This is a genomic window from Pseudomonas sp. P1_F7, assembly GCF_056405655.1.
Genome location: NZ_JBFUBR010000006.1, coordinates 13,254 through 32,689 on the forward strand (window position 1 = coordinate 13,254; position 19,436 = coordinate 32,689).

The 19,436-nt window shown below is 60.0% G+C and carries 17 protein-coding genes and 1 pseudogene; 15 read left to right on the forward strand and 3 right to left on the reverse strand.

Annotation, left to right across the window (positions count from 1 at the left end; all coding sequences use genetic code 11):
- Positions 1-15 precede the first annotated feature (15 nt).
- The gene (locus AC1D1M_RS11075) at positions 16-948 is read right to left on the reverse strand and encodes a lipid A biosynthesis lauroyl acyltransferase (RefSeq protein ID WP_477775667.1); all 933 of its coding nucleotides are present in this window, start codon (positions 946-948) and stop codon (positions 16-18) included.
- Positions 949-1,066: 118 nt separating this feature from the next.
- On the opposite strand from AC1D1M_RS11075, the gene minC reads away from it, so the two are divergent.
- The 7 genes and pseudogenes from minC (at position 1,067) to AC1D1M_RS11110 (ending at position 7,675) form a co-directional block, all read left to right on the forward strand.
- Entirely contained in the window at positions 1,067-1,804 is a 738-nt protein-coding gene (minC, locus tag AC1D1M_RS11080) for a septum site-determining protein MinC (protein WP_056722299.1), read from the forward strand.
- Positions 1,805-2,006: 202 nt separating this feature from the next.
- The gene (gene minD, locus AC1D1M_RS11085) at positions 2,007-2,819 is read left to right on the forward strand and encodes a septum site-determining protein MinD (RefSeq protein ID WP_007974946.1); all 813 of its coding nucleotides are present in this window, start codon (positions 2,007-2,009) and stop codon (positions 2,817-2,819) included.
- 3 nt (positions 2,820-2,822) lie between these two features.
- Complete coding sequence (gene minE / locus AC1D1M_RS11090) at positions 2,823-3,077, forward strand: cell division topological specificity factor MinE (RefSeq protein ID WP_007974947.1); 255 nt, start codon at positions 2,823-2,825, stop codon at positions 3,075-3,077.
- Between the two features lie 60 nt (positions 3,078-3,137).
- A pseudogene (locus tag AC1D1M_RS11095) lies at positions 3,138-3,662 on the forward strand (RluA family pseudouridine synthase); the annotation flags it as partial.
- A 216-nt stretch (positions 3,663-3,878) separates the two neighbouring features.
- Positions 3,879-5,168 (forward strand): M18 family aminopeptidase, encoded by a 1,290-nt coding sequence (locus AC1D1M_RS11100; RefSeq protein WP_477775668.1) that lies wholly within the window; start codon positions 3,879-3,881, stop codon positions 5,166-5,168.
- A 98-nt stretch (positions 5,169-5,266) separates the two neighbouring features.
- The gene (locus tag AC1D1M_RS11105) at positions 5,267-5,443 is read left to right on the forward strand and encodes a hypothetical protein (RefSeq protein WP_477775669.1); all 177 of its coding nucleotides are present in this window, start codon (positions 5,267-5,269) and stop codon (positions 5,441-5,443) included.
- A gap of 126 nt (positions 5,444-5,569) precedes the next feature.
- Positions 5,570-7,675 (forward strand): mechanosensitive ion channel family protein, encoded by a 2,106-nt coding sequence (locus tag AC1D1M_RS11110; protein WP_477775670.1) that lies wholly within the window; start codon positions 5,570-5,572, stop codon positions 7,673-7,675.
- Between the two features lie 77 nt (positions 7,676-7,752).
- Here AC1D1M_RS11110 and AC1D1M_RS11115 read toward each other — a convergent pair whose 3' ends face one another.
- A complete protein-coding gene (locus AC1D1M_RS11115; RefSeq protein WP_150724580.1) occupies positions 7,753-8,466 on the reverse strand; it encodes a UTRA domain-containing protein in 714 nt (237 codons plus the stop codon).
- A 372-nt stretch (positions 8,467-8,838) separates the two neighbouring features.
- Here AC1D1M_RS11115 and AC1D1M_RS11120 point away from each other — a divergent pair, with 372 nt between their 5' ends.
- The 6 genes from AC1D1M_RS11120 (at position 8,839) to AC1D1M_RS11145 (ending at position 14,192) form a co-directional block, all read left to right on the forward strand.
- On the forward strand, positions 8,839-9,903 hold the full coding sequence (locus AC1D1M_RS11120) for an ABC transporter substrate-binding protein (RefSeq protein ID WP_477775671.1): 1,065 nt from the start codon (positions 8,839-8,841) through the stop codon (positions 9,901-9,903).
- 179 nt (positions 9,904-10,082) lie between these two features.
- Positions 10,083-10,889 carry an alkaline phosphatase family protein gene (locus AC1D1M_RS11125; protein WP_477775672.1) on the forward strand — a complete coding sequence of 269 codons (807 nt, stop codon included), beginning with the start codon at positions 10,083-10,085 and terminating at the stop codon, positions 10,887-10,889.
- Positions 10,890-10,894: 5 nt separating this feature from the next.
- Positions 10,895-11,731 (forward strand): ABC transporter permease, encoded by an 837-nt coding sequence (locus AC1D1M_RS11130; RefSeq protein WP_477775673.1) that lies wholly within the window; start codon positions 10,895-10,897, stop codon positions 11,729-11,731.
- Positions 11,718-12,518 carry an ABC transporter permease gene (locus AC1D1M_RS11135; RefSeq protein ID WP_223444854.1) on the forward strand — a complete coding sequence of 267 codons (801 nt, stop codon included), beginning with the start codon at positions 11,718-11,720 and terminating at the stop codon, positions 12,516-12,518. Before AC1D1M_RS11130 ends, AC1D1M_RS11135 begins: the two co-directional genes overlap by 14 nt.
- Entirely contained in the window at positions 12,515-13,504 is a 990-nt protein-coding gene (locus AC1D1M_RS11140) for an ABC transporter ATP-binding protein (RefSeq protein ID WP_477775674.1), read from the forward strand. The genes AC1D1M_RS11135 and AC1D1M_RS11140 overlap by 4 nt, the downstream gene beginning before the upstream one ends.
- 34 nt (positions 13,505-13,538) lie before the next feature.
- A complete protein-coding gene (locus tag AC1D1M_RS11145; protein WP_477775675.1) occupies positions 13,539-14,192 on the forward strand; it encodes an HAD family hydrolase in 654 nt (217 codons plus the stop codon).
- Between the two features lie 114 nt (positions 14,193-14,306).
- On the opposite strand, the gene AC1D1M_RS11150 is transcribed toward AC1D1M_RS11145, so the two are convergent.
- The gene (locus tag AC1D1M_RS11150) at positions 14,307-15,269 is read right to left on the reverse strand and encodes a zinc-binding dehydrogenase (RefSeq protein WP_477775676.1); all 963 of its coding nucleotides are present in this window, start codon (positions 15,267-15,269) and stop codon (positions 14,307-14,309) included.
- A gap of 138 nt (positions 15,270-15,407) precedes the next feature.
- Here AC1D1M_RS11150 and AC1D1M_RS11155 point away from each other — a divergent pair, with 138 nt between their 5' ends.
- Together AC1D1M_RS11155 and AC1D1M_RS11160 are read left to right on the forward strand one after the other, a co-directional pair.
- Positions 15,408-17,489, forward strand: coding sequence for a carboxy terminal-processing peptidase (locus AC1D1M_RS11155; RefSeq protein WP_477775677.1), 2,082 nt, complete (start codon positions 15,408-15,410; stop codon positions 17,487-17,489).
- Between the two features lie 145 nt (positions 17,490-17,634).
- On the forward strand, positions 17,635-19,425 hold the full coding sequence (locus tag AC1D1M_RS11160) for a bifunctional diguanylate cyclase/phosphodiesterase (RefSeq protein WP_477775678.1): 1,791 nt from the start codon (positions 17,635-17,637) through the stop codon (positions 19,423-19,425).
- Positions 19,426-19,436 lie beyond the last annotated feature (11 nt).

Here is a 19,436-nt window from a genome sequence, read left to right on the forward strand (position 1 = left end):
TGGGAAAACGGTTACTCAACCGCGCTTGGCGTACAGCTTGGGCTCGCCCGGTGGACGGCTCTTGAAGCGGCGGTGGGCCCACAGGTATTGCTCGGGATGCTCGCGCAGAACGCTTTCGATCCATTGGTTGATGCGCAGGCAGTCCTCTTCTTCGGTTTCGCCGGGGAAGCCTTCGAGCGGCGCATGGATCACCAGGCGATACCCGCTGCCGTCTGCCAGACGCTCCTGGGTGAACGGCACCACCAGCGCCTTGCCCAACCGCGCAAACTTGCTCGTGGCGGTGACGGTCGCAGCCTGAATGCCGAACAGCGGCACAAAAACACTTTGCTTGGCGCCGTAGTCCTGATCCGGTGCGTACCAGATCGCCCGGCCCGAGCGCAGCAATTTGAGCATGCCGCGCACGTCTTCGCGTTCTATTGCCAGCGAATCGAGGTTGTGCCGCTCGCGGCCCTGGCGCTGGATGTAGTCGAACAGCGGATTCTTGTGCTCGCGGTACATGCCGTCGATGGTGTGCTGCTGACCGAGCAATGCCGCGCCGATTTCCAGCGTCGTGAAGTGCAACGCCATCAGGATCACGCCCTTGCCTTCGCGCTGGGCCTGCTGCAAATGCTCCAGCCCTTCGATATGAGCGAGATTGGCCAGGCGTTTGCGCGACCACCACCAGCTCATCGCCATCTCAAAAAAAGCGATGCCGGTGGAGGCGAAGTTTTCCTTGAGCAGACGCTTGCGCTCGGCGGCGGTTTTTTCAGGAAAACACAGTTCCAGATTGCGCTTGGCAATGCGCCGTCTGTCGCCGGCCACACGATACATCAATGAGCCCAATACACGACCGATCCACAGCAGTGCCGGATACGGCAACTGGACGATCAGCCACAACAGCCCCAGGCCACACCACAGCGGCCAGAAACGTGGAGATAGAAATGCTTTTCGAAAACGCGGGCGGTCCATTAATGCTTCCGGAATGACAATGGCCGCGCATTCTACATCGTTCGACCCGGCTTGCGGCCTGCGGGCGTTCTCGTTATAAGTCTCGGCACTTTTAGTGACAAGTCGTTGTATGCCGACCATGAGCCAAACCGAACCGCTAGACCAAGATCCCGTGTTCCAGTTGAAGGGCAGCATGCTGGCCATTACGGTGCTGGAACTGGCCCGTAACGACCTCGAAAGCCTTGATCGGCAACTGGCCGCCAAGGTCGCCCTGGCGCCCAACTTCTTCAGCAACGCGCCGCTGGTACTGGCCCTGGACAAACTCCCGGCCAACGAAGGCGCGGTCGATCTGCCAGGGCTGATGCGCGTGTGCCGCCAACATGGCCTGCGCACCCTGGCGATCCGCGCCAGCCGCATCGAAGACATCGCCGCCGCCATTGCGGTCGACCTGCCGGTGCTGCCACCGTCCGGCGCCCGGGAGCGTCCACTGGACCTGACCGAAGGCGAACCGAAGAAAAAACCGGAAAAACCGCCCGAGCCGACCATCAAGCCGACGAAAATCATCACTTCGCCAGTACGCGGTGGTCAGCAGATTTATGCCCAGGGCAGCGATCTGGTGGTGATCTCCTCGGTCAGCCCGGGGGCGGAACTTCTCGCCGATGGCAACATCCATGTATACGGCCCGATGCGGGGTCGTGTGTTGGCCGGCGTCAAGGGCGACACCAAGGCGCGGATTTTCTGTCAGCAAATGAGTGCTGAACTGATTTCCATCGCGGGGCATTACAAGGTTTCCGAAGATCTGCGCCGCGACCCTCTATGGGGTTCGGGTGTGCAGGTCAGCCTGTCCGGCGACGTGTTGAACATCATTCGGCTTTAACGGATACTGCCGCATTTTCCAAGCATCTCTAAAACGTAGCGAAAACGGCTCAAACGAAGTAGGAAAAAGGCCGAAAGCAGTGTTTACCGGGGGTAAACGCCGCTCAAAACCGGATTCCAGCCAAGGCTGTCCGACTGCAGTAGTTTTTCAGGAGATGTTTTTCAGGGACTGAAAAGTCCTTCTTCCTTAGGGGTGAAACACCTTGGCCAAGATTCTCGTGGTTACATCCGGCAAGGGTGGTGTGGGTAAGACCACCACCAGCGCCGCTATCGGTACCGGCCTCGCTCTGCGCGGCCACAAAACAGTAATCGTCGACTTCGACGTGGGCTTGCGTAACCTCGACCTGATCATGGGTTGCGAGCGCCGCGTGGTGTATGACTTCGTCAACGTGGTCAACGGCGAAGCCAACCTGCAACAGGCCCTGATCAAAGACAAGCGCCTGGAAAACCTCTACGTGCTGGCCGCCAGCCAGACCCGCGACAAAGACGCGCTGACCGTCGAAGGCGTGGAAAAAGTCCTGATGCAACTCAAGGAAGACTTTGAGTTCGTGGTCTGCGATTCCCCGGCGGGCATCGAAAAAGGCGCCCACCTGGCCATGTACTTCGCCGATGAAGCGATCGTCGTGACCAACCCGGAAGTCTCCTCGGTACGTGACTCCGACCGCATGCTCGGCCTGCTGGCCAGCAAGTCCCGTCGTGCCGAACGCGGCGAAGACCCGATCAAGGAACACCTGCTGATTACCCGTTATCACCCGGAACGTGTGAGCAAAGGCGAAATGCTCGGCGTAGAAGACGTCAAGGAAATCCTTTCGGTGACCCTGCTCGGCGTGATCCCTGAATCCCAGGCGGTGCTCAAGGCATCCAACCAGGGTGTTCCGGTAATTCTCGACGACCAGAGCGATGCCGGCCAGGCCTACAGCGATACCGTAGATCGCCTGCTGGGCAAGACCGTGGATCATCGTTTCCTCGATGTACAGAAGAAGGGATTCTTCGAGCGCCTGTTTGGAGGCAACTAAGCAATGAACCTTTTTGACTTCTTTCGTGCCAACAAAAAGCAAAGCACCGCGTCGGTAGCGAAAGAGCGTCTACAGATCATCGTGGCGCACGAACGCGGCCAACGCAGTACCCCGGACTACCTGCCAGCCTTGCAGAAGGAACTGGTCGAGGTGATCCGCAAGTACGTCAATATCGGGTCCGATGACGTGCATGTCGCACTGGAAAGCCAGGGCAGCTGCTCGATTCTGGAACTCAATATCACCCTGCCAGATCGCTGAGTCGATCCGGCTGGAGCCACGGCGGCTCAGGTCCCTTCTGCAACCGGAAGGGGCCTGAGCCTGATCACTCGCCTGCAGGAAAACGGCTACCCGGAAGCGCGAATCGTCCATCGACTGGACTGGGAAACTTCCGGGATCATCCTGCTGGCCCGCGATCCGGATACCCATCGCGAGCTGTCCCGGCAATTTCACGACCGCGAAACCGAAAAGGCCTACACCGCCCTGTGCTGGGGTCAGCCGGAACTGGACAGCGGCAGCATCGACCTGCCCTTGCGCTACGACCCGCCGACCAAGCCGCGCCACGTGGTCGACCATGAATTCGGCAAACATGCGCTGACCTTCTGGCGCGTGCTCGAACGTTGCGGCGACTGGTGCCGCGTTGAGCTGACACCGATCACCGGCCGTTCCCACCAGTTGCGCGTGCACATGCTCTCGATTGGTCATCCATTGTTGGGCGATGGGCTCTACGCCCACGAGCAGGCGCTGGCAGCCTGGCCGCGCCTGTGTCTGCACGCGAGCATGCTCAGCTTTACCCACCCGCAAAGTGGCGAGCGCCTGCGCTTCGAGTGTCCGGCACCGTTCTAGGCACTTTACGCAAAACCCTGTGGGAGCGAGCTTGCTCGCGATGAGGCCGGCACATACAACATTGATGCTGGCTGACACTCCGCCATCGCGAGCAAGCTCGCTCCCACAGGGGATCTCCTCCAGATTCGATTTCGGTGGCCATCCCCGCCATTCAGTGCGACGCCATTTACCAAGCCAATACGTTAAACTGGCGCCACTGCTGTCTGGAGCTACTTTATGCGCGAAGAGTTGAACCAAGGCCTGATCGATTTCCTCAAGGCCTCCCCTACCCCGTTCCATGCCACCGCCAGCCTTGTTCAGCGTCTGGAAGCGGCGGGCTATCAACGCCTCGACGAGCGCGAGCCGTGGAATACCGAAGCCAACGGTCGTTACTACGTCACCCGCAACGACTCTTCGATTATCGCGATCAAAATGGGCCGCCACTCACCACTGCACGGCGGCATTCGCCTGGTCGGCGCCCATACCGACAGCCCGTGCCTGCGCGTCAAGCCGCAACCGGAGTTGCAACGCCAGGGCTTCTGGCAACTGGGCGTTGAAGTCTATGGCGGCGCGCTGCTGGCGCCATGGTTCGACCGTGACCTGTCCCTGGCGGGCCGCGTAACTTTCCGTCGTGATGGCAAGGTCGAAAGCCAGTTGATCGACTTCAAAGCACCGGTCGCGATCATTCCTAACCTGGCGATTCACCTCAACCGTGAAGCCAACATGGGTTGGGCCATCAACGCCCAGACCGAACTGCCGCCGATCCTCGCGCAATTTGCCGGTGACGAACGCGTGGACTTCCGCGCAGTGCTCACCGACCAGCTCGCCCGCGAACACGGTCTGAATGCCGACGTGGTGCTCGATTACGAGTTGAGTTTCTACGACACCCAAAGCGCTGCGGTCATTGGCCTGCATGGCGACTTCATCGCCGGCGCGCGCCTGGACAACCTGCTGTCGTGCTACGCCGGCCTGCAAGCGCTGCTGACGACCGACACCGACGAAACCTGCGTGCTGGTCTGCAACGACCACGAAGAAGTCGGTTCCTGCTCGGCCTGCGGTGCCGACGGCCCGATGCTTGAGCAAACCTTGCGTCGCCTGCTGCCTGAAGGTGATGAATTCGTACGCACCATTCAGAAATCCCTGCTGGTTTCGGCTGACAACGCTCACGGCGTACATCCGAACTACGCCGACAAGCACGATGCCAACCACGGCCCGAAACTCAACGCCGGCCCGGTGATCAAGGTCAACAGCAACCAGCGCTACGCCACCAACAGCGAAACCGCCGGGTTCTTCCGTCATCTGTGCATGGCGGAAGAAGTGCCGGTGCAAAGTTTCGTGGTACGCAGCGACATGGGCTGTGGTTCGACCATCGGCCCGATCACCGCCAGTCACCTGGGCGTGCGCACCGTGGACATCGGTCTGCCGACGTTCGCCATGCACTCGATCCGCGAATTGTGCGGCAGCCATGACCTGGCACATCTGGTCAAGGTACTGAGCGCGTTCTACGCCTGCCGCGAGTTGCCGTAACGCCGGTAGGAGCTGCCGCAGGCAGCTCCTACACACATCACACCGGCCGCGTCAAAAGCGGCCTAGACTTCAAGTATCCCTTCGACAAGGCTGTCTCCATGATCTCGATGTCTACCTTTCACGCCATGCTGATCCCGATTCTCGCCGGGATGATCATGCTGGCCGTCGGCTTCAACTTTCGCGACAAAAATGCCGGTGTGTTCGTCATGTGGATCGGCATGCTGACCATCCTCGCGACTGTGGTGATCAAGATCCTCGCCAAACTCAACGAATAATTCATCGCCCTTGGCTCGCATTGATTTTGACGGGCTCGTACACTCGGTCGATCCGCTCCTTGCGAGGTTGACCGCCTAGTGTTCGCACGTCTTTTTGCCCTCCCGTGTATTTTCCTTGTCTGCCTGATGACGCTGCTGTCAGTGGCGCCTGCCCAGGCGGCCGGCCTGCCAGGCCTGCTCAACAGCCAGGCCAAGACCCAACCCGAAGCACAGGAACCGCTGGGGCAATCCCTGGACGAAGTGATCAAGTCACTGGAGAACGATCAGCAACGCAGCAAGCTGCTGGCCGATCTGAAAAAGCTCCGCGACACCACCAAACAGGCCCAGCCGATTACCGAAGAAGGCGTGCTGGGCCTGATTGGCGGAACCTTGGCCAATATCGAGAAGAAGTTTACCGGCGACGACAGTCCGCTCACGCGCTGGTCCAGTGAGTTCGATCAGGCCAGGGAAGAACTGGTGGCGCTGGCGCTGCCGGCCAATGAATGGCTGCCCATGCTGTTCGCCTTCGCCATGATCCTGATGGTCTGGAGCCTGTTGGCTGCCGCCCTGATCTGGATCAGCCACCGCGTGCGGATGCGTTTCGGCCTGACCGAGGAACTGCCGCAACATCCCAGGGCCCTCGACATGCTGCGCTTCGCGCTGCGCAAACTCGGGCCATGGCTGATCGCCCTGGTGATCACGGTCTACATGAGCTACGCCCTGCCCTCGTCCCTGGGCAAAAGCCTGGCCATGGTGCTGGCCTATGCACTGGTGGTCGGGACCTGCTTCTCGGCCATTTGCGTGATTGCCTTTTCCCTGCTCGACGGCCCGCACCGCCATCGCGCCTTGTACATCCTGCGGCACCAGGCGTTTCGACCGCTGTGGCTGATCGGCAGCTTCGCCGCGTTTGGCGAAGCGCTGAGCGATCCGCAACTGGTCGACAGCCTCGGCAGCCATCTGGCCCATACCGCCGCTACCGTCGCCAATGTCCTGGCAGCGCTCTCCACGGGACGGTTCATCCTGCGCTTCCGCCGGCCGATCGCCCACCTGATCCGCAACCAGCCGCTGTCCCGGCGCCTGACCCGCCGTGCCCTCAATGACACCCTGTCGATTCTCGGCACCTTCTGGTACGTGCCGGCGCTGGTGCTAGTGGCCATCTCCCTGTTCGCGACGTTCATTTCCGCCGGCGACACCAGCACCGCCCTGCGCCAGTCGCTGATCTGTACCGTTTTGCTGGTGCTGTGCATGGTCATCAACGGCCTGGTACGCCGTCACGCCCTCAAACCCCGGCACGGCATCCGGCGTTACGCCGTGTATTCGGAACGGCTGAAAAACTTTTTCTACACCATCGTCCACCTGTTGGTGTGGCTGGCTTTTATCGAACTCGGCCTGCGGGTCTGGGGCATGTCGTTGATCCGCTTTACCGAAGGCGATGGCCATGAAGTCAGCGTCAAACTGTTCAGCCTCGCCGGCACGCTGCTGTTCGCCTGGCTGATCTGGATTCTCAGCGACACCGCCGTGCACCATGCTCTGACCCGTTCGCGCAAAGGCCTGGCCAATGCCCGCGCACAGACGATGATGCCGCTGATCCGCAATGTGCTGTTCATCGCGATTTTTATCATCGCGCTGATCGTTGCCCTGGCGAACATGGGCATGAACGTCACGCCACTGCTGGCCGGTGCCGGCGTGATCGGTCTGGCCATCGGTTTTGGTGCGCAGTCGCTGGTAGCCGACCTGATTACCGGGTTGTTCATCATCATCGAAGACTCCCTGGCCATCGACGACTACGTGGATGTCGGCGGCCACCTCGGCACGGTCGAAGGCCTGACCATCCGTACCGTGCGCCTGCGGGACATCGACGGCATCGTCCACACCATTCCTTTCAGCGAAATCAAAAGCATCAAGAACTACTCCCGGGAATTCGGCTACGCGATCTTCCGGGTAGCAGTGCCCGCCAGCATGGACATCGACAACGCAATCAAACTGATGCGCGAAGTCGCCCAGAAAATGCGCACCGATCCGTTGCAGCGGCGCAATATCTGGTCGCCGCTGGAGTTTCAGGGGGTGGAAAGTTTCGAGTCGGGCAACGCGATCCTGCGCGCCCGGTTCAAGACGGCGCCAATCAAGCAGTGGGAAGTGTCGCGAGCGTTCAACCTGTCACTCAAGCGGCACATGGATGAAGCCGGACTGGATCTGGCGACACCGCGGATGAGTATTCAGGTGATTACTGCAGGTGGCGGCCAGCAGGAGTAGGAGCTGCCGCAGGCTGCGATCTTTTGATTTTGGCCTTTAAAGGATCTCAGCCTGCGGCAGCTCCTACAAAAGCAGCGTCAGACAACATCCACCCCGACATGAATCGCATCATGCCGCCAGAACTCCAGGTCGCAGTCGATCAAGCGTTCATGCTGGTCATAGTTGACCCGGGCAATCCGTAAGCCCGGGCTGCCCACCGACACCTTCAACGCCGCCGCCGCATCCACTGATAACGCCGTGGGCACAATCTCGAAACGCACCCGCCCGTAGTGCAAGTCGTAATGCCGCGCATACAACTCGGTGATCGACTGATTCAAATCGAAATCAAGGATCCCGGGAAAGTACTGCGGATTCAGATAGTGCTCCACATACAACACCAGCCGCCCGTCGATCCGCCGTGAGCGGCAGATCTGAATCACGCTCGACAGCGCCGGCAATTGCAGCCAGGCACACACCGCCGCCGATGCCGGTTGCAATCGCGCCGAAATCACCTCGGTGGACGGCACCCGCCCCTGGGCGCTGACCATCGCGTGAAAGTGGCTGCGCTGCATGAGGTTGTAGGCCAGGCGTGGCGGCGAGACAAACCAGCCGCGACGCTCCTCGCGATAAATCTGCCCCTGTGACTCCAACTGCAACAACGCTTCACGCAAAGTGATCCGCGTGGTGCCGAACAATTCACTGAGCTTGCGCTCGGCCGGCAATTTGCTACCGGGGGTCAACAGTCCATGGTCGATCTGCTCCTGTAGCACCTGGCCGATGGCTGTTACCGCTTTTGTTGCCTCTTCACGCATCAACGTTTCCTTTCTGGACTAGACCAGCACCAATTCAGGGCAGAACCGCAGCGCAAACCGGCTCATTCAATAGTCTGCAAGCGTAGGCAGCGCAGATGACCGAGATGTGACAAAACTGCCCAACGGTCGCCATTCCCTGACTTCCTCTTCTTTCAACAACGTGCAATTCATCGGCCAAGTCCCTTGCCTGCCGGAGCTTTGACCATGGTCTACGCTTAGCAGGCCAGTCGCGATACCGCTGAACAAAAAGTCATCCCGGGCGACGAACGACATCAAAGTGTCATCCAGCCCCCTTAAATTGGCTCAGGTATTGCTGACCTAGACCAACACAACCGCAATCGTAGCGTTGAACACGACCCAAGGAGCTTCGGAATGAAAAAGCTTTTCCTGGCATCACTGTTAGGCTCGACCATCGCAATGTGCACCGCCGCCATGGCGGCCGATGATCTGAAAACCCTGGAAGCCGCTGCGAAAGCGGAAGGCGCCGTCAACAGTGTCGGCATGCCCAATGACTGGGCCAACTGGGCCGGCACCTGGAAAGACCTGAGCGATAAATACGGCCTCAAGCACATCGACACCGACATGAGCTCGGCCCAGGAGATCGCCAAGTTCGCCGCGGAAAAAGACAACGCCAGCGCCGACATCGGCGACGTCGGTGCAGCGTTCGGCCCGATCGCGGTCAAGCAAGGCGTGGTCCAGCCTTACAAGCCTTCCACCTGGGATCAGGTACCAGCCTGGGCCAAGGACAAGGACGGCAACTGGGCGCTGGCCTACACCGGCACCATCGCTTTCATCGTCAACAAGAAGTTGCTGCACGGCTCCGAAGCCCCAACCAAGTGGGCTGACCTCAAGGGCGGTAAATACAAGGTCTCCATCGGTGACGTGAGCACCGCAGCCCAGGCCGCCAACGGCGTACTGGCAGCGGCACTGGCCAACGGTGGCGACGAGAAAAACCTCAAGCCTGCCCTGGATCTGTTCGCCGACATCGCCAAGCAAGGTCGCCTGTCGATGTCCAACCCGACCATCGCCACCATGGAAAAGGGCGAGATCGAAGTCGGCGTGGTCTGGGATTTCAACGGCCTGAGTTACAAGGCCAAGATGGCCAACCCGGATGATTACGTGGTGCTGATCCCGTCCGACGGTTCGGTGATTTCCGGCTACACCACCATCATCAACAAGTACGCGAAGAACCCGAACGCCGCCAAGCTGGCCCGCGAATACATCTTCAGCGACGCCGGCCAGATCAACCTGGCCAAGGGCAACGCCCGTCCGATCCGTGCCGAGCACCTGACACTGCCAGCCGAGGTGCAGGCCAAGCTGCTGCCTAACGAGCAGTACAAAAAGGTCACACCGATCAAAGACGCGGACGCCTGGGAAAAGACCTCCAAGGCCCTTCCTCAGAAGTGGCAGGAAGAAGTCATCATCAATATGCAGTAACCCTGTGGCCCACCATTTTTTGATGGGTCAATGAGAATCCCTGTGGGAGCGAGCTTGCTCGCGATAGCGAACTGGCATTCAACATAGATGTTGACTGGTAGTCCCTCATCGCGAGCAAGCTCGCTCCCACAGTGGATCGAGTGAGTTCCGAATATCTGTTTCACGGAGTCATCGCCCCTATGAAGCACAACGTCATCCTTGTCGTGCTCGACGGCCTCAACTACGAGGTCGCCCGCCACGCCATGGGGCACCTGCAGGCGTACGTCGGCGCCGGACGCGCCGCACTCTATAAACTGGAGTGCGAGTTGCCAGCCCTGTCCCGCCCGCTGTACGAATGCATCCTGACCGGCGTTGCGCCCATCGACAGCGGTATCGTCCACAACAACGTCTCGCGCCTGTCCAACCAGCGCAGCATCTATCACTACGCCACCGACGCAGGTCTTGTAACCGCGGCGGCGGCCTATCACTGGGTCAGCGAGTTGTACAACCGTTCGCCCTTCGTGGCGGCCCGGGACCGTCACACCGATAACCCGCAACTGCCGATCCAGCACGGGCACTTCTACTGGAGCGATCACTACCCGGATTCGCACCTGTTCGCCGACGCCGAGAACCTGCGCCTGCGCCACACGCCGAACTTTTTGCTGATCCACCCGATGAACATCGACGACGCCGGGCACAAGCACGGCCTCGACACACCGCAGTACCGCAACAGCGCCCGCTCGGCCGACATCATCCTGGCCGACTACCTGCAAGGCTGGCTCGATGCCGGCTATCAGGTGCTGGTCACCGCCGACCACGGCATGAACAACGACCGCTCCCACAACGGCCTGCTGCCGGAAGAGCGTGAGGTGCCGCTGTTCGTTCTCGGTGACGCATTCAGCTTCGACGCCGGCGCCGCGCCGAAACAGACCGACATCTGCGGCACAGTCTGCGCGTTGCTTGGCGTGCCCCACGACAAACCGGTCTGCCGGGGGTTGCTCAAGTGAATGCCATGACCCGCAGTAAATGGCTCGCTGCCCTGTGTCTGCTGCCCTTCGCACTGTTTTTTATCGTATTCGAAATTGCCCCGCTGACCTGGGTGATGATCAACAGCCTGGAGTCGGAAGAGTTCGGCTGGGGCCTGGCCAACTTCAGCAAGATCTTCAGCTCGAAGTTTTACCTGCAGGCCATCCAGTACAGCCTTGAGATCAGCTTCTGGTCCAGCGTGTTCGGGATCATCATCGCCATACTGGGCGCCTACTCCCTGCGTCGGGTCGATTCGAAACTGCGCAATTTCGTCAACGCCTTCGCCAACATGACCAGCAACTTCGCCGGCGTGCCCCTGGCCTTCGCGTTCATCATTTTGCTCGGCTTCAACGGCAGCTTCACCATCATGCTCAAGCAGGCCGGCATCATTCAGGATTTCAACCTGTACTCGAAAACCGGGCTGATCATTCTCTACACCTACTTCCAGATTCCCCTCGGCGTGCTGCTGCTGTACCCGGCCTTCGATGCCTTGCGCGAGGACTGGCGCGAGTCCGCCTCACTGCTCGGCGCGAGCGGCTGGCAATTCTGGCGACACATCGGATTGCCGGTGTTGACACCTGCGTTGCTCGGCACCTTCGTGATCCTGCTGGCCAACGCCCTCGGTGCCTACGCCACGGTGTACGCCTTGACCACCGGCAACTTCAACGTGCTGCCGATCCGCATCGCGGCGATGGTGTCCGGTGACATTTCCCTGGACCCGAACCTGGCCAGCGCCCTGGCCGTGGTGCTGGTGGCCTTGATGACCCTGGTGACCATCGTGCATCAGTTGCTGTTGAAGAGGAGCTACCATGTCTCGCGCTGAACTGGGGCCCGCCGGTGTCTACCACCGCGTCGTGGTGTACTTGCTGTTTGCCATCCTGCTGTTGCCGCTGGCCGGCACGCTGATCTACTCGATCGCCAGCAGTTGGTCGGCGACCATTCTGCCCAGCGGTTTCACCCTCAAATGGTACATCCAGCTGTGGAGCGATCCGCGCTTTCTGCATGCGTTCGGGCAATCGCTGCTGGTCTGCGTCGGCTCGCTGATTCTTTCAGTAGTGCTGATTCTGCCGCTGCTGTTCGTGGTGCATTACCACTTCCCGAAACTCGACGCGCTGATGAACATCCTGATCCTGCTGCCCTTCGCCGTGCCGCCGGTGGTGTCGTCGGTGGGACTGTTGCAGCTCTACGGTTCCGGGCCGTTCGCCATGGTCGGTACGCCGTGGATCCTGATCGGTTGCTACTTCACCGTGGCGCTGCCGTTCATGTACCGGGCGATCACCAACAACCTGCAAGCGATCAACCTGCGCGACCTGATGGACGCCGCTCAGTTGCTCGGCGCCAGCACCTTTCAAGCCGCGTTCCTGGTGGTGCTGCCGAACCTGCGCAAGGGCCTGATGGTGGCACTGCTGCTGTCGTTCTCGTTCCTGTTCGGTGAGTTCGTGTTCGCCAACATCCTCGTCGGCACCCGCTACGAAACCCTGCAGGTCTACCTCAACAACATGCGCAACAGCAGCGGTCATTTCACCAGTGCGCTGGTGATTTCCTACTTCTTCTTTGTGCTGGTTCTGACCTGGATTGCCAATATCTTGAACAGGGACAAAAGCGAATGAGCTATGTCAGCGTCCAACATCTTCAGAAAAGCTTCGCAGGCACCACGGTGTTCAGCGACATCAATTGCGAAATCCAGAAAGGCGAGTTCGTCACCCTGCTCGGCCCGTCCGGTTGCGGCAAATCCACCCTGCTGCGCTGCATCGCCGGCCTGACCTCTGTGGATGGCGGCAAGATCCTGCTCGACGGCCAGGACATCGTGCCGGTGAGCCCGCAGAAACGCGGGATCGGCATGGTGTTCCAGAGTTATGCGCTGTTCCCCAACATGACCGTGGAGCAAAACGTCGCCTTCGGCCTGCGCATGCAAAAGGTCAATGCCGATGACAGCCGCAAACGCGTCGCCGAAGTGCTCAGACTGGTGGAGCTCAATGACTTTGCCGCGCGTTACCCGCATCAGCTCTCGGGAGGACAGTGCCAGCGCGTCGCCCTCGCCCGCTCCCTGGTGACCCGGCCACGCCTGTTGCTGCTCGACGAGCCGTTGTCGGCCCTGGACGCGCGCATTCGCAAGCACCTGCGTGAACAGATTCGTCAGATCCAGCGCGAACTGGGCCTGACCACGATTTTCGTCACACACGATCAGGAAGAAGCCCTGACCATGTCTGACCGGATTTTCCTGATGAATCAGGGAAAAATCGTACAAAGCGGCGACGCCGAAACCCTCTACACCGCACCGGTGGATGTGTTCGCCGCCGGTTTCATCGGCAACTACAACCTGCTGGATGCCGACAGCGCCTCGAAGCTGCTGCAGCGTCCGATCAGCAAGCGCATCGCCATTCGCCCAGAAGCCATCGAACTGAGCCTTAACGGCGAACTGGACGCACAGATACGCAGCCACAGCCTGCTGGGCAACGTGATTCGCTACCGGGTCGAAGCCCGGGGCGTGGAATTGGTGGTGGATGTGCTGAACCGCTCGGCGGCCGACCTGCATCCCGATGGTCAGCGGCTGGCGCTTTCCATCGATCCGACGGCCCTGTGTGAGGTAGCCTGATGCCTTTGCTTACCCTGAAGAGAGAACTGCACTGATGGCCCTGGCAATTTTTGATCTGGACGAAACCCTGATCCATGGCGACTGCGCCACTCTCTGGAGCGAACAGATGGGCCGCCTGGGCTGGGTCGACTCCGAGTCGTTCATGCGGCAGAACAACGAGCTGATGGACGCCTACAGCCACGGCAAGTTGCGCATGGAGGACTACATGACCTTCAGCCTCGAGCCGATGATCGGCCGCACGCCGCAAGAGGTCGAGCATCTGGTTGGTCCATGGGTGGAAGACTTCATCGAACCGATCATCTTCAGCGACGCCACCAAAGCCATCGCCGCCCACCGCAAGGCCGGCGACCGGATTCTGGTGATCTCGGCCTCGGGCACCCACCTGGTCGGCCCAATCGCCGAGCGCCTGGGCATCGACGAGATTCTGGGCATCGAACTGGAAGTGGCTCATGGCGTTTACACCGGCCATACCGTCGGCACCCTGACTTATCGCGAAGGCAAGATCACCCGCTTGCTGGAATGGCTGGATGCGGAAGAAGAAAACCTTGAAGGCGCGAGTTTCTATTCCGACTCACGCAACGACCTGCCGCTGTTGCTGAAGGTGGATTTCCCCCACGTGGTCAATCCGGACCCGGTATTACTGGAACACGCCGAAAAAGCCGGTTGGCCGATCCATATCTGGAAATAACCCGGATCCCCTGTGGGAGCGAGCTTGCTCGCGATAGCAGAGTGTCAGTCAACGTTAATGTCGACAGACAGGCCGCCATCGCGAGCAAGCTCGCTCCCACAGTTTTTTGTGTTGTCAGCTCAAGCTTTCATCAATCACCAACACCACCTTCCCCGCCACGGTATTGCTCGCCAGCTCGGCAAACGCTGCCTCGGCATCCTTGATCGGGAATGTCCTGGCCAGTTGCGGGCTCAAGCGCCCTTCGGCGAACAACGGCCACACGTGCTGACTGAGATCGCTGAATAGATCCGCCTTGAACTGATCGCCACGGCTGCGCAGGGTCGAGCCCAGCAATTGCACGCGCTTGGCCAGCACGTGGGCCAGATCCAGCTTGGCCTCGCGGCCGCCCATCAGACCGATCAACACCCAACGACCATCCTGCGCCAGCAACTTGAGGTTCAAAGCCGCGTAATTGCCACCCACCGGGTCGAGAATCACGTCGAACGGCCCCAGATCCCGCAGGCTCTCCAGATCGTCATTACGCACCACGCCGCCCTGGGCGCCCAGCGCTTCGCAATACGCCAACCGCTCGGCGGAGCCGACGCTGACCCAGCACGGGTTACCGAAGGCCTTGCACAGCTGAATGGCCGCTGAACCAATTCCACTTGCTCCGGCATGCAGCAGAACTTTCTGACCCGGTTTGAGCGCAGCCAGTTGAAACAAATTCAGCCAGACTGTTGCATAAACTTCGGGCAATGCCGCCGCTTCGACCAGTGACACTCCGTCGGGAACCGGCAGCACGTGCCGCCCGTCGACAACCACCTCTTCGGCCATCCCGCCCCCGGCCAGCAAGGCGCAAACCCGATCGCCAATCTGCCAGGAGGACCCGGCGCCAACCTCGCTGATCACACCGGAGCACTCTAGACCAAGCACTTGGCTAACCCCTGGCGGCGGCGGATAAAGGCCTGCCTTCTGCAATAAATCGGCGCGATTGAGACCCGCTGCCGACACTCGGATGCGAACTTGCCCTACATCGCATGTAGGACTCGGCTCATCAACCCACACCACTCGACCGTCAACGCCTTGCAATGCTTTCACAGTGCCTCCATAGTGAGTCTGGACTGAGCCCGAAGCTATAGCGTCGGGCTTTTTGCATTATGCGACCGGTTCCCAAAGATCCGGCGACTTCAAAGACGGCCTAATATGCGTTATCAATTGTCCCCGCGTCGAATCAGCATGAAGCATCTGTTCCCCAGCACTGCCCTCGCCTTATTCATCGGTATCGGCTTGCTGCCGATGTCGGGCAATACTTTCGCAGCCAATAGCTGGGACAAGCTTCAACCCGATCGTGACGAAGTGATCGCCAGCCTGAACGTCGTGGAGTTGCTCAAGCGCCACCACTACAGCAAGCCACCGCTCGATGACGCACGCTCGGTGATCATCTACGACAGCTACCTCAAGCTGCTGGATCCGTCGCGCAGCTACTTCATGGCCAGCGACATTGCCGAATTCGACAAGTGGAAGACGCAGTTCGACGATTTCCTCAAGAGCGGCGACCTGAACGCCGGGTTCACCATCTACAAGCGCTACCTGGACCGCGTAAAGGCGCGTCTGGACTTCGCCCTTGCCGAGCTGGGCAAAGGCGTCGACAAGATCGACTTCACCACCAAGGAAACCTTGCTGATCGATCGCAAGGAGGCCCCTTGGCTCAAATCCACCGCAGAACTCGACGACCTGTGGCGCAAACGCGTCAAGGATGAAGTGCTGCGGATGAAGATCGCCGGCAAAGAGCCCAAGCAGATCCAGGAAACCCTGACCAAGCGCTACAAGAACCAGTTGGCGCGCCTGGACCAGACCCGCGCGGAAGACATCTTCCAGGCGTACATCAACACCTTCGCCATGTCCTACGACCCGCACACCAACTATCTGTCACCGGATAACGCGGAGAACTTCGACATCAACATGAGCCTGTCCCTCGAGGGCATCGGCGCCGTGCTGCAGAGCGATAACGACCAGGTGAAAGTCGTACGCCTGGTGCCGGCAGGTCCGGCGGACAAGACCAAGCAGGTTGCACCCGCCGACAAGATCATCGGCGTTGCCCAGGGCAACAAGGAAATGGTTGACGTCGTGGGCTGGCGCCTGGACGAAGTGGTCAAGCTGATCCGTGGTCCGAAAGGCACCGTGGTGCGCCTGGAAGTGATCCCGGCGAGCAATGCGCCGAACGACCAGACCACCAAGATCGTGCCGATCACCCGTGAAGCGGTGAAACTCGAAGACCAGGCCGTGAAGAAATCGGTACTGAACCTGAAGCAGGACGGCAAGGACTACAAGCTCGGCGTCATCGAAATCCCGGCTTTCTATCTGGACTTCAAGGCCTTCCGTGCCGGTGACCCGGATTACAAGAGCACCACCCGCGACGTCAAGAAACTGCTGACCGAATTGCAGAAAGAGAAAGTCGACGGCGTAGTCATCGACCTGCGCAACAATGGCGGCGGTTCCCTGCAAGAGGCCACCGAGCTGACCAGCCTGTTCATCGACAAAGGCCCGACCGTACTCGTGCGTAACGCCGATGGCCGGGTCGATGTCCTGGAAGATGAAAACCCGGGCGCGTTCTACAAAGGCCCGATGGCGTTGCTGGTCAACCGCCTGTCCGCCTCGGCTTCGGAGATTTTTGCCGGCGCCATGCAGGACTACCACCGCGCACTGATCATCGGCGGCCAGACCTTCGGCAAAGGCACCGTGCAGACCATTCAGCCGCTCAACCATGGCGAACTGAAACTGACCCTGGCCAAGTTCTACCGGGTTTCCGGGCAGAGCACCCAGCATCAGGGCGTCCTGCCGGACATCGACTACCCGTCGATCATCGACACCAAGGAAATCGGTGAAAGCGCCCTGCCGGAAGCCATGCCGTGGGACACCATCAAGGCTGCGATCAAGCCTGCCGTGGATCCGTTCAAACCATACATTTCGCAGCTCAAGTCCGAGCATGACGGGCGTACGGCCAAAGATGCGGAGTTCGTGTTCATCCGCGACAAGCTGGCCCTGGCGCAGAAACTGATGGCCGAAAAAACCGTCAGCCTCAATGAAGCCGAGCGTCGTGCCCAGCACGCTGACATCGAAGCCAAACAGCTGACCATGGAAAACATCCGTCGCAAGGCCAAGGGCGAAGAACCGCTCAAAGAGCTGAAGAAAGAAGACGAGGACGCTATTGCGGCCGAGGATGACAAGACCAAGCCGGAAGACGATGCCTACCTGAGCGAAACCGGGCGGATTCTGCTGGACTACCTGAAACTCAACACGGCAGTAGCCAAGCACTGAGTTTATACAAACAACTGATGGCAATTTAATGCTGACGCTCCCCGGAGCGTCATCAAGCAGTCATCATTCTGTCGTGAAATAAAGGACCGGGCGTGCTCTTTTTACCAAGGGCACGCCCGGTCCTTTTTTATCGCCAGAGATCGCCATGACCACAACCGAACAGCTGAGTGCATTGAGCTCGATCCTGACTCAAAGCGATTTGCACAGCCTGTTCCAGCCGATCATCAGCGTCTCTGAACGGCGCATTCTCGGCTACGAAGCCCTAAGTCGCGGCCCGTCCAACAGCCCTCTGCACTCCCCTGTCGCCCTGTTCGCCGTCGCCCGCCAGGCCGGACGCCTGAGCGAGCTGGAAATTGCCTGTCGCGAAAGCGCTTGCCGACGCTTCAATGAGCAACAACTGCCCGGCCTGTTGTTCCTTAACGTATCCCCGGAATCCCTGCTCGAAGCGGCCCATCAACCGGGGCGTACCCTGCAACTGCTGCAAGACTTCGGCATTCCGCCCAGTCAGGTGGTCATCGAGCTCACGGAACAGACGCCAACGGATGATTTCCAGCTGCTGCAAACCGCCCTGCATCACTATCGGGCGATGGGGTTTTCGATCGCGCTGGATGATCTGGGGGCGGGCTATTCGAGTTTGCGGTTGTGGTCCGAACTGCGGCCGGATTACGTGAAAATCGACCGGCATTTCATTGATGGCATTCATCAGGATGCGCTCAAGCGCGAGTTCGTCGGCTCGATCCTGCAAATCGCCAAGGCCTCGCGGGCGCAAGTCATCGCCGAAGGTATCGAGCTACCCGAAGAGCTCACGGTGCTGACCGAGATGGGCGTGGACCTGGTGCAGGGTTATCTGCTCTGCCGCCCCCAGGAGCACCCACCGCGGGATGCCCGGGCATTGATGCCCCGACAGGACAGCACCGCCGTTGTACTGAGCGAAGACGGCAGCGACCTCAGCGCCCTGCTCAACGAGCAACCCGCGGTGAACCGGGACACCCCGACCGCCACGGTGCTCGAAGCCTTTCGCCGCCAGGCCAACCTGAACTCGCTGGCAGTCCTGGATGAACAGGGCCAGCCATGTGGCATCGTCCATCGGCATTCGCTCTCCGACGCCCTGCTCAAGCCCTTTGCCACCGACCTGTTCGCCCGCAAGCCCATCAGCCGCTTGATGAACGATGACTTCCTCGCCGTCGAGCTGAGTCAGTCGCTGCAACAAGTCAGCCGTCTGATCACCAGCCGTGCCCGCCAGCGCATCGAGGAGGATTTCATCATCACCCTCAACGGCGGTTATCTGGGGTTGGGCCGGGTGATTGACGTGCTCAAGCTGATCACCGAACTGAAGATCCAACAGGCCCGCTACGCCAACCCGTTGACCTTGCTTCCGGGCAACGTGCCGATCCAGCAATGCCTGACGCGACTGCTGCAACAGCAACGGGAATCGGTGATCTGTTACGTGGACATTGATAGCTTCAAACCCTTCAACGACATCTACGGCTATGGCCGCGGCGACGAAATCCTGCTGTGCCTGGCGCAATGCCTGAACGACCGCGTCGACCCGGCCCGCGACTTCGTCGGCCACATCGGCGGTGATGATTTCCTGCTGGTGCTCGGCCCGGAAGACTGGCGCAAACGTTTGAACCAGTTACTCGACGACTTCCAGAGCCAGTGCCGGCGTTTCTACCGCAGCGAGCACCTGGAAGCCGGCTGCTTCGTCGCACCGAACCGCCAGGGCGTGCGACAGGAGTTTGCGCTGTTGTCGCTGTCGATCGGGGTGGTGCATCTGCATCCACAGGTCTGTGAACAACTCGATGCGAGCCAGTTGGCCGAGATGGCATCACAGGCCAAGCACCATGCGAAGAATGTGCAGGGCTATAGCGTGCACGTGATTGATAGCCTGGCGGTGTCGCCTGTTGAAGAGGTGCTCGTTTCCGGGCACCGATAAGGGATTTTTTC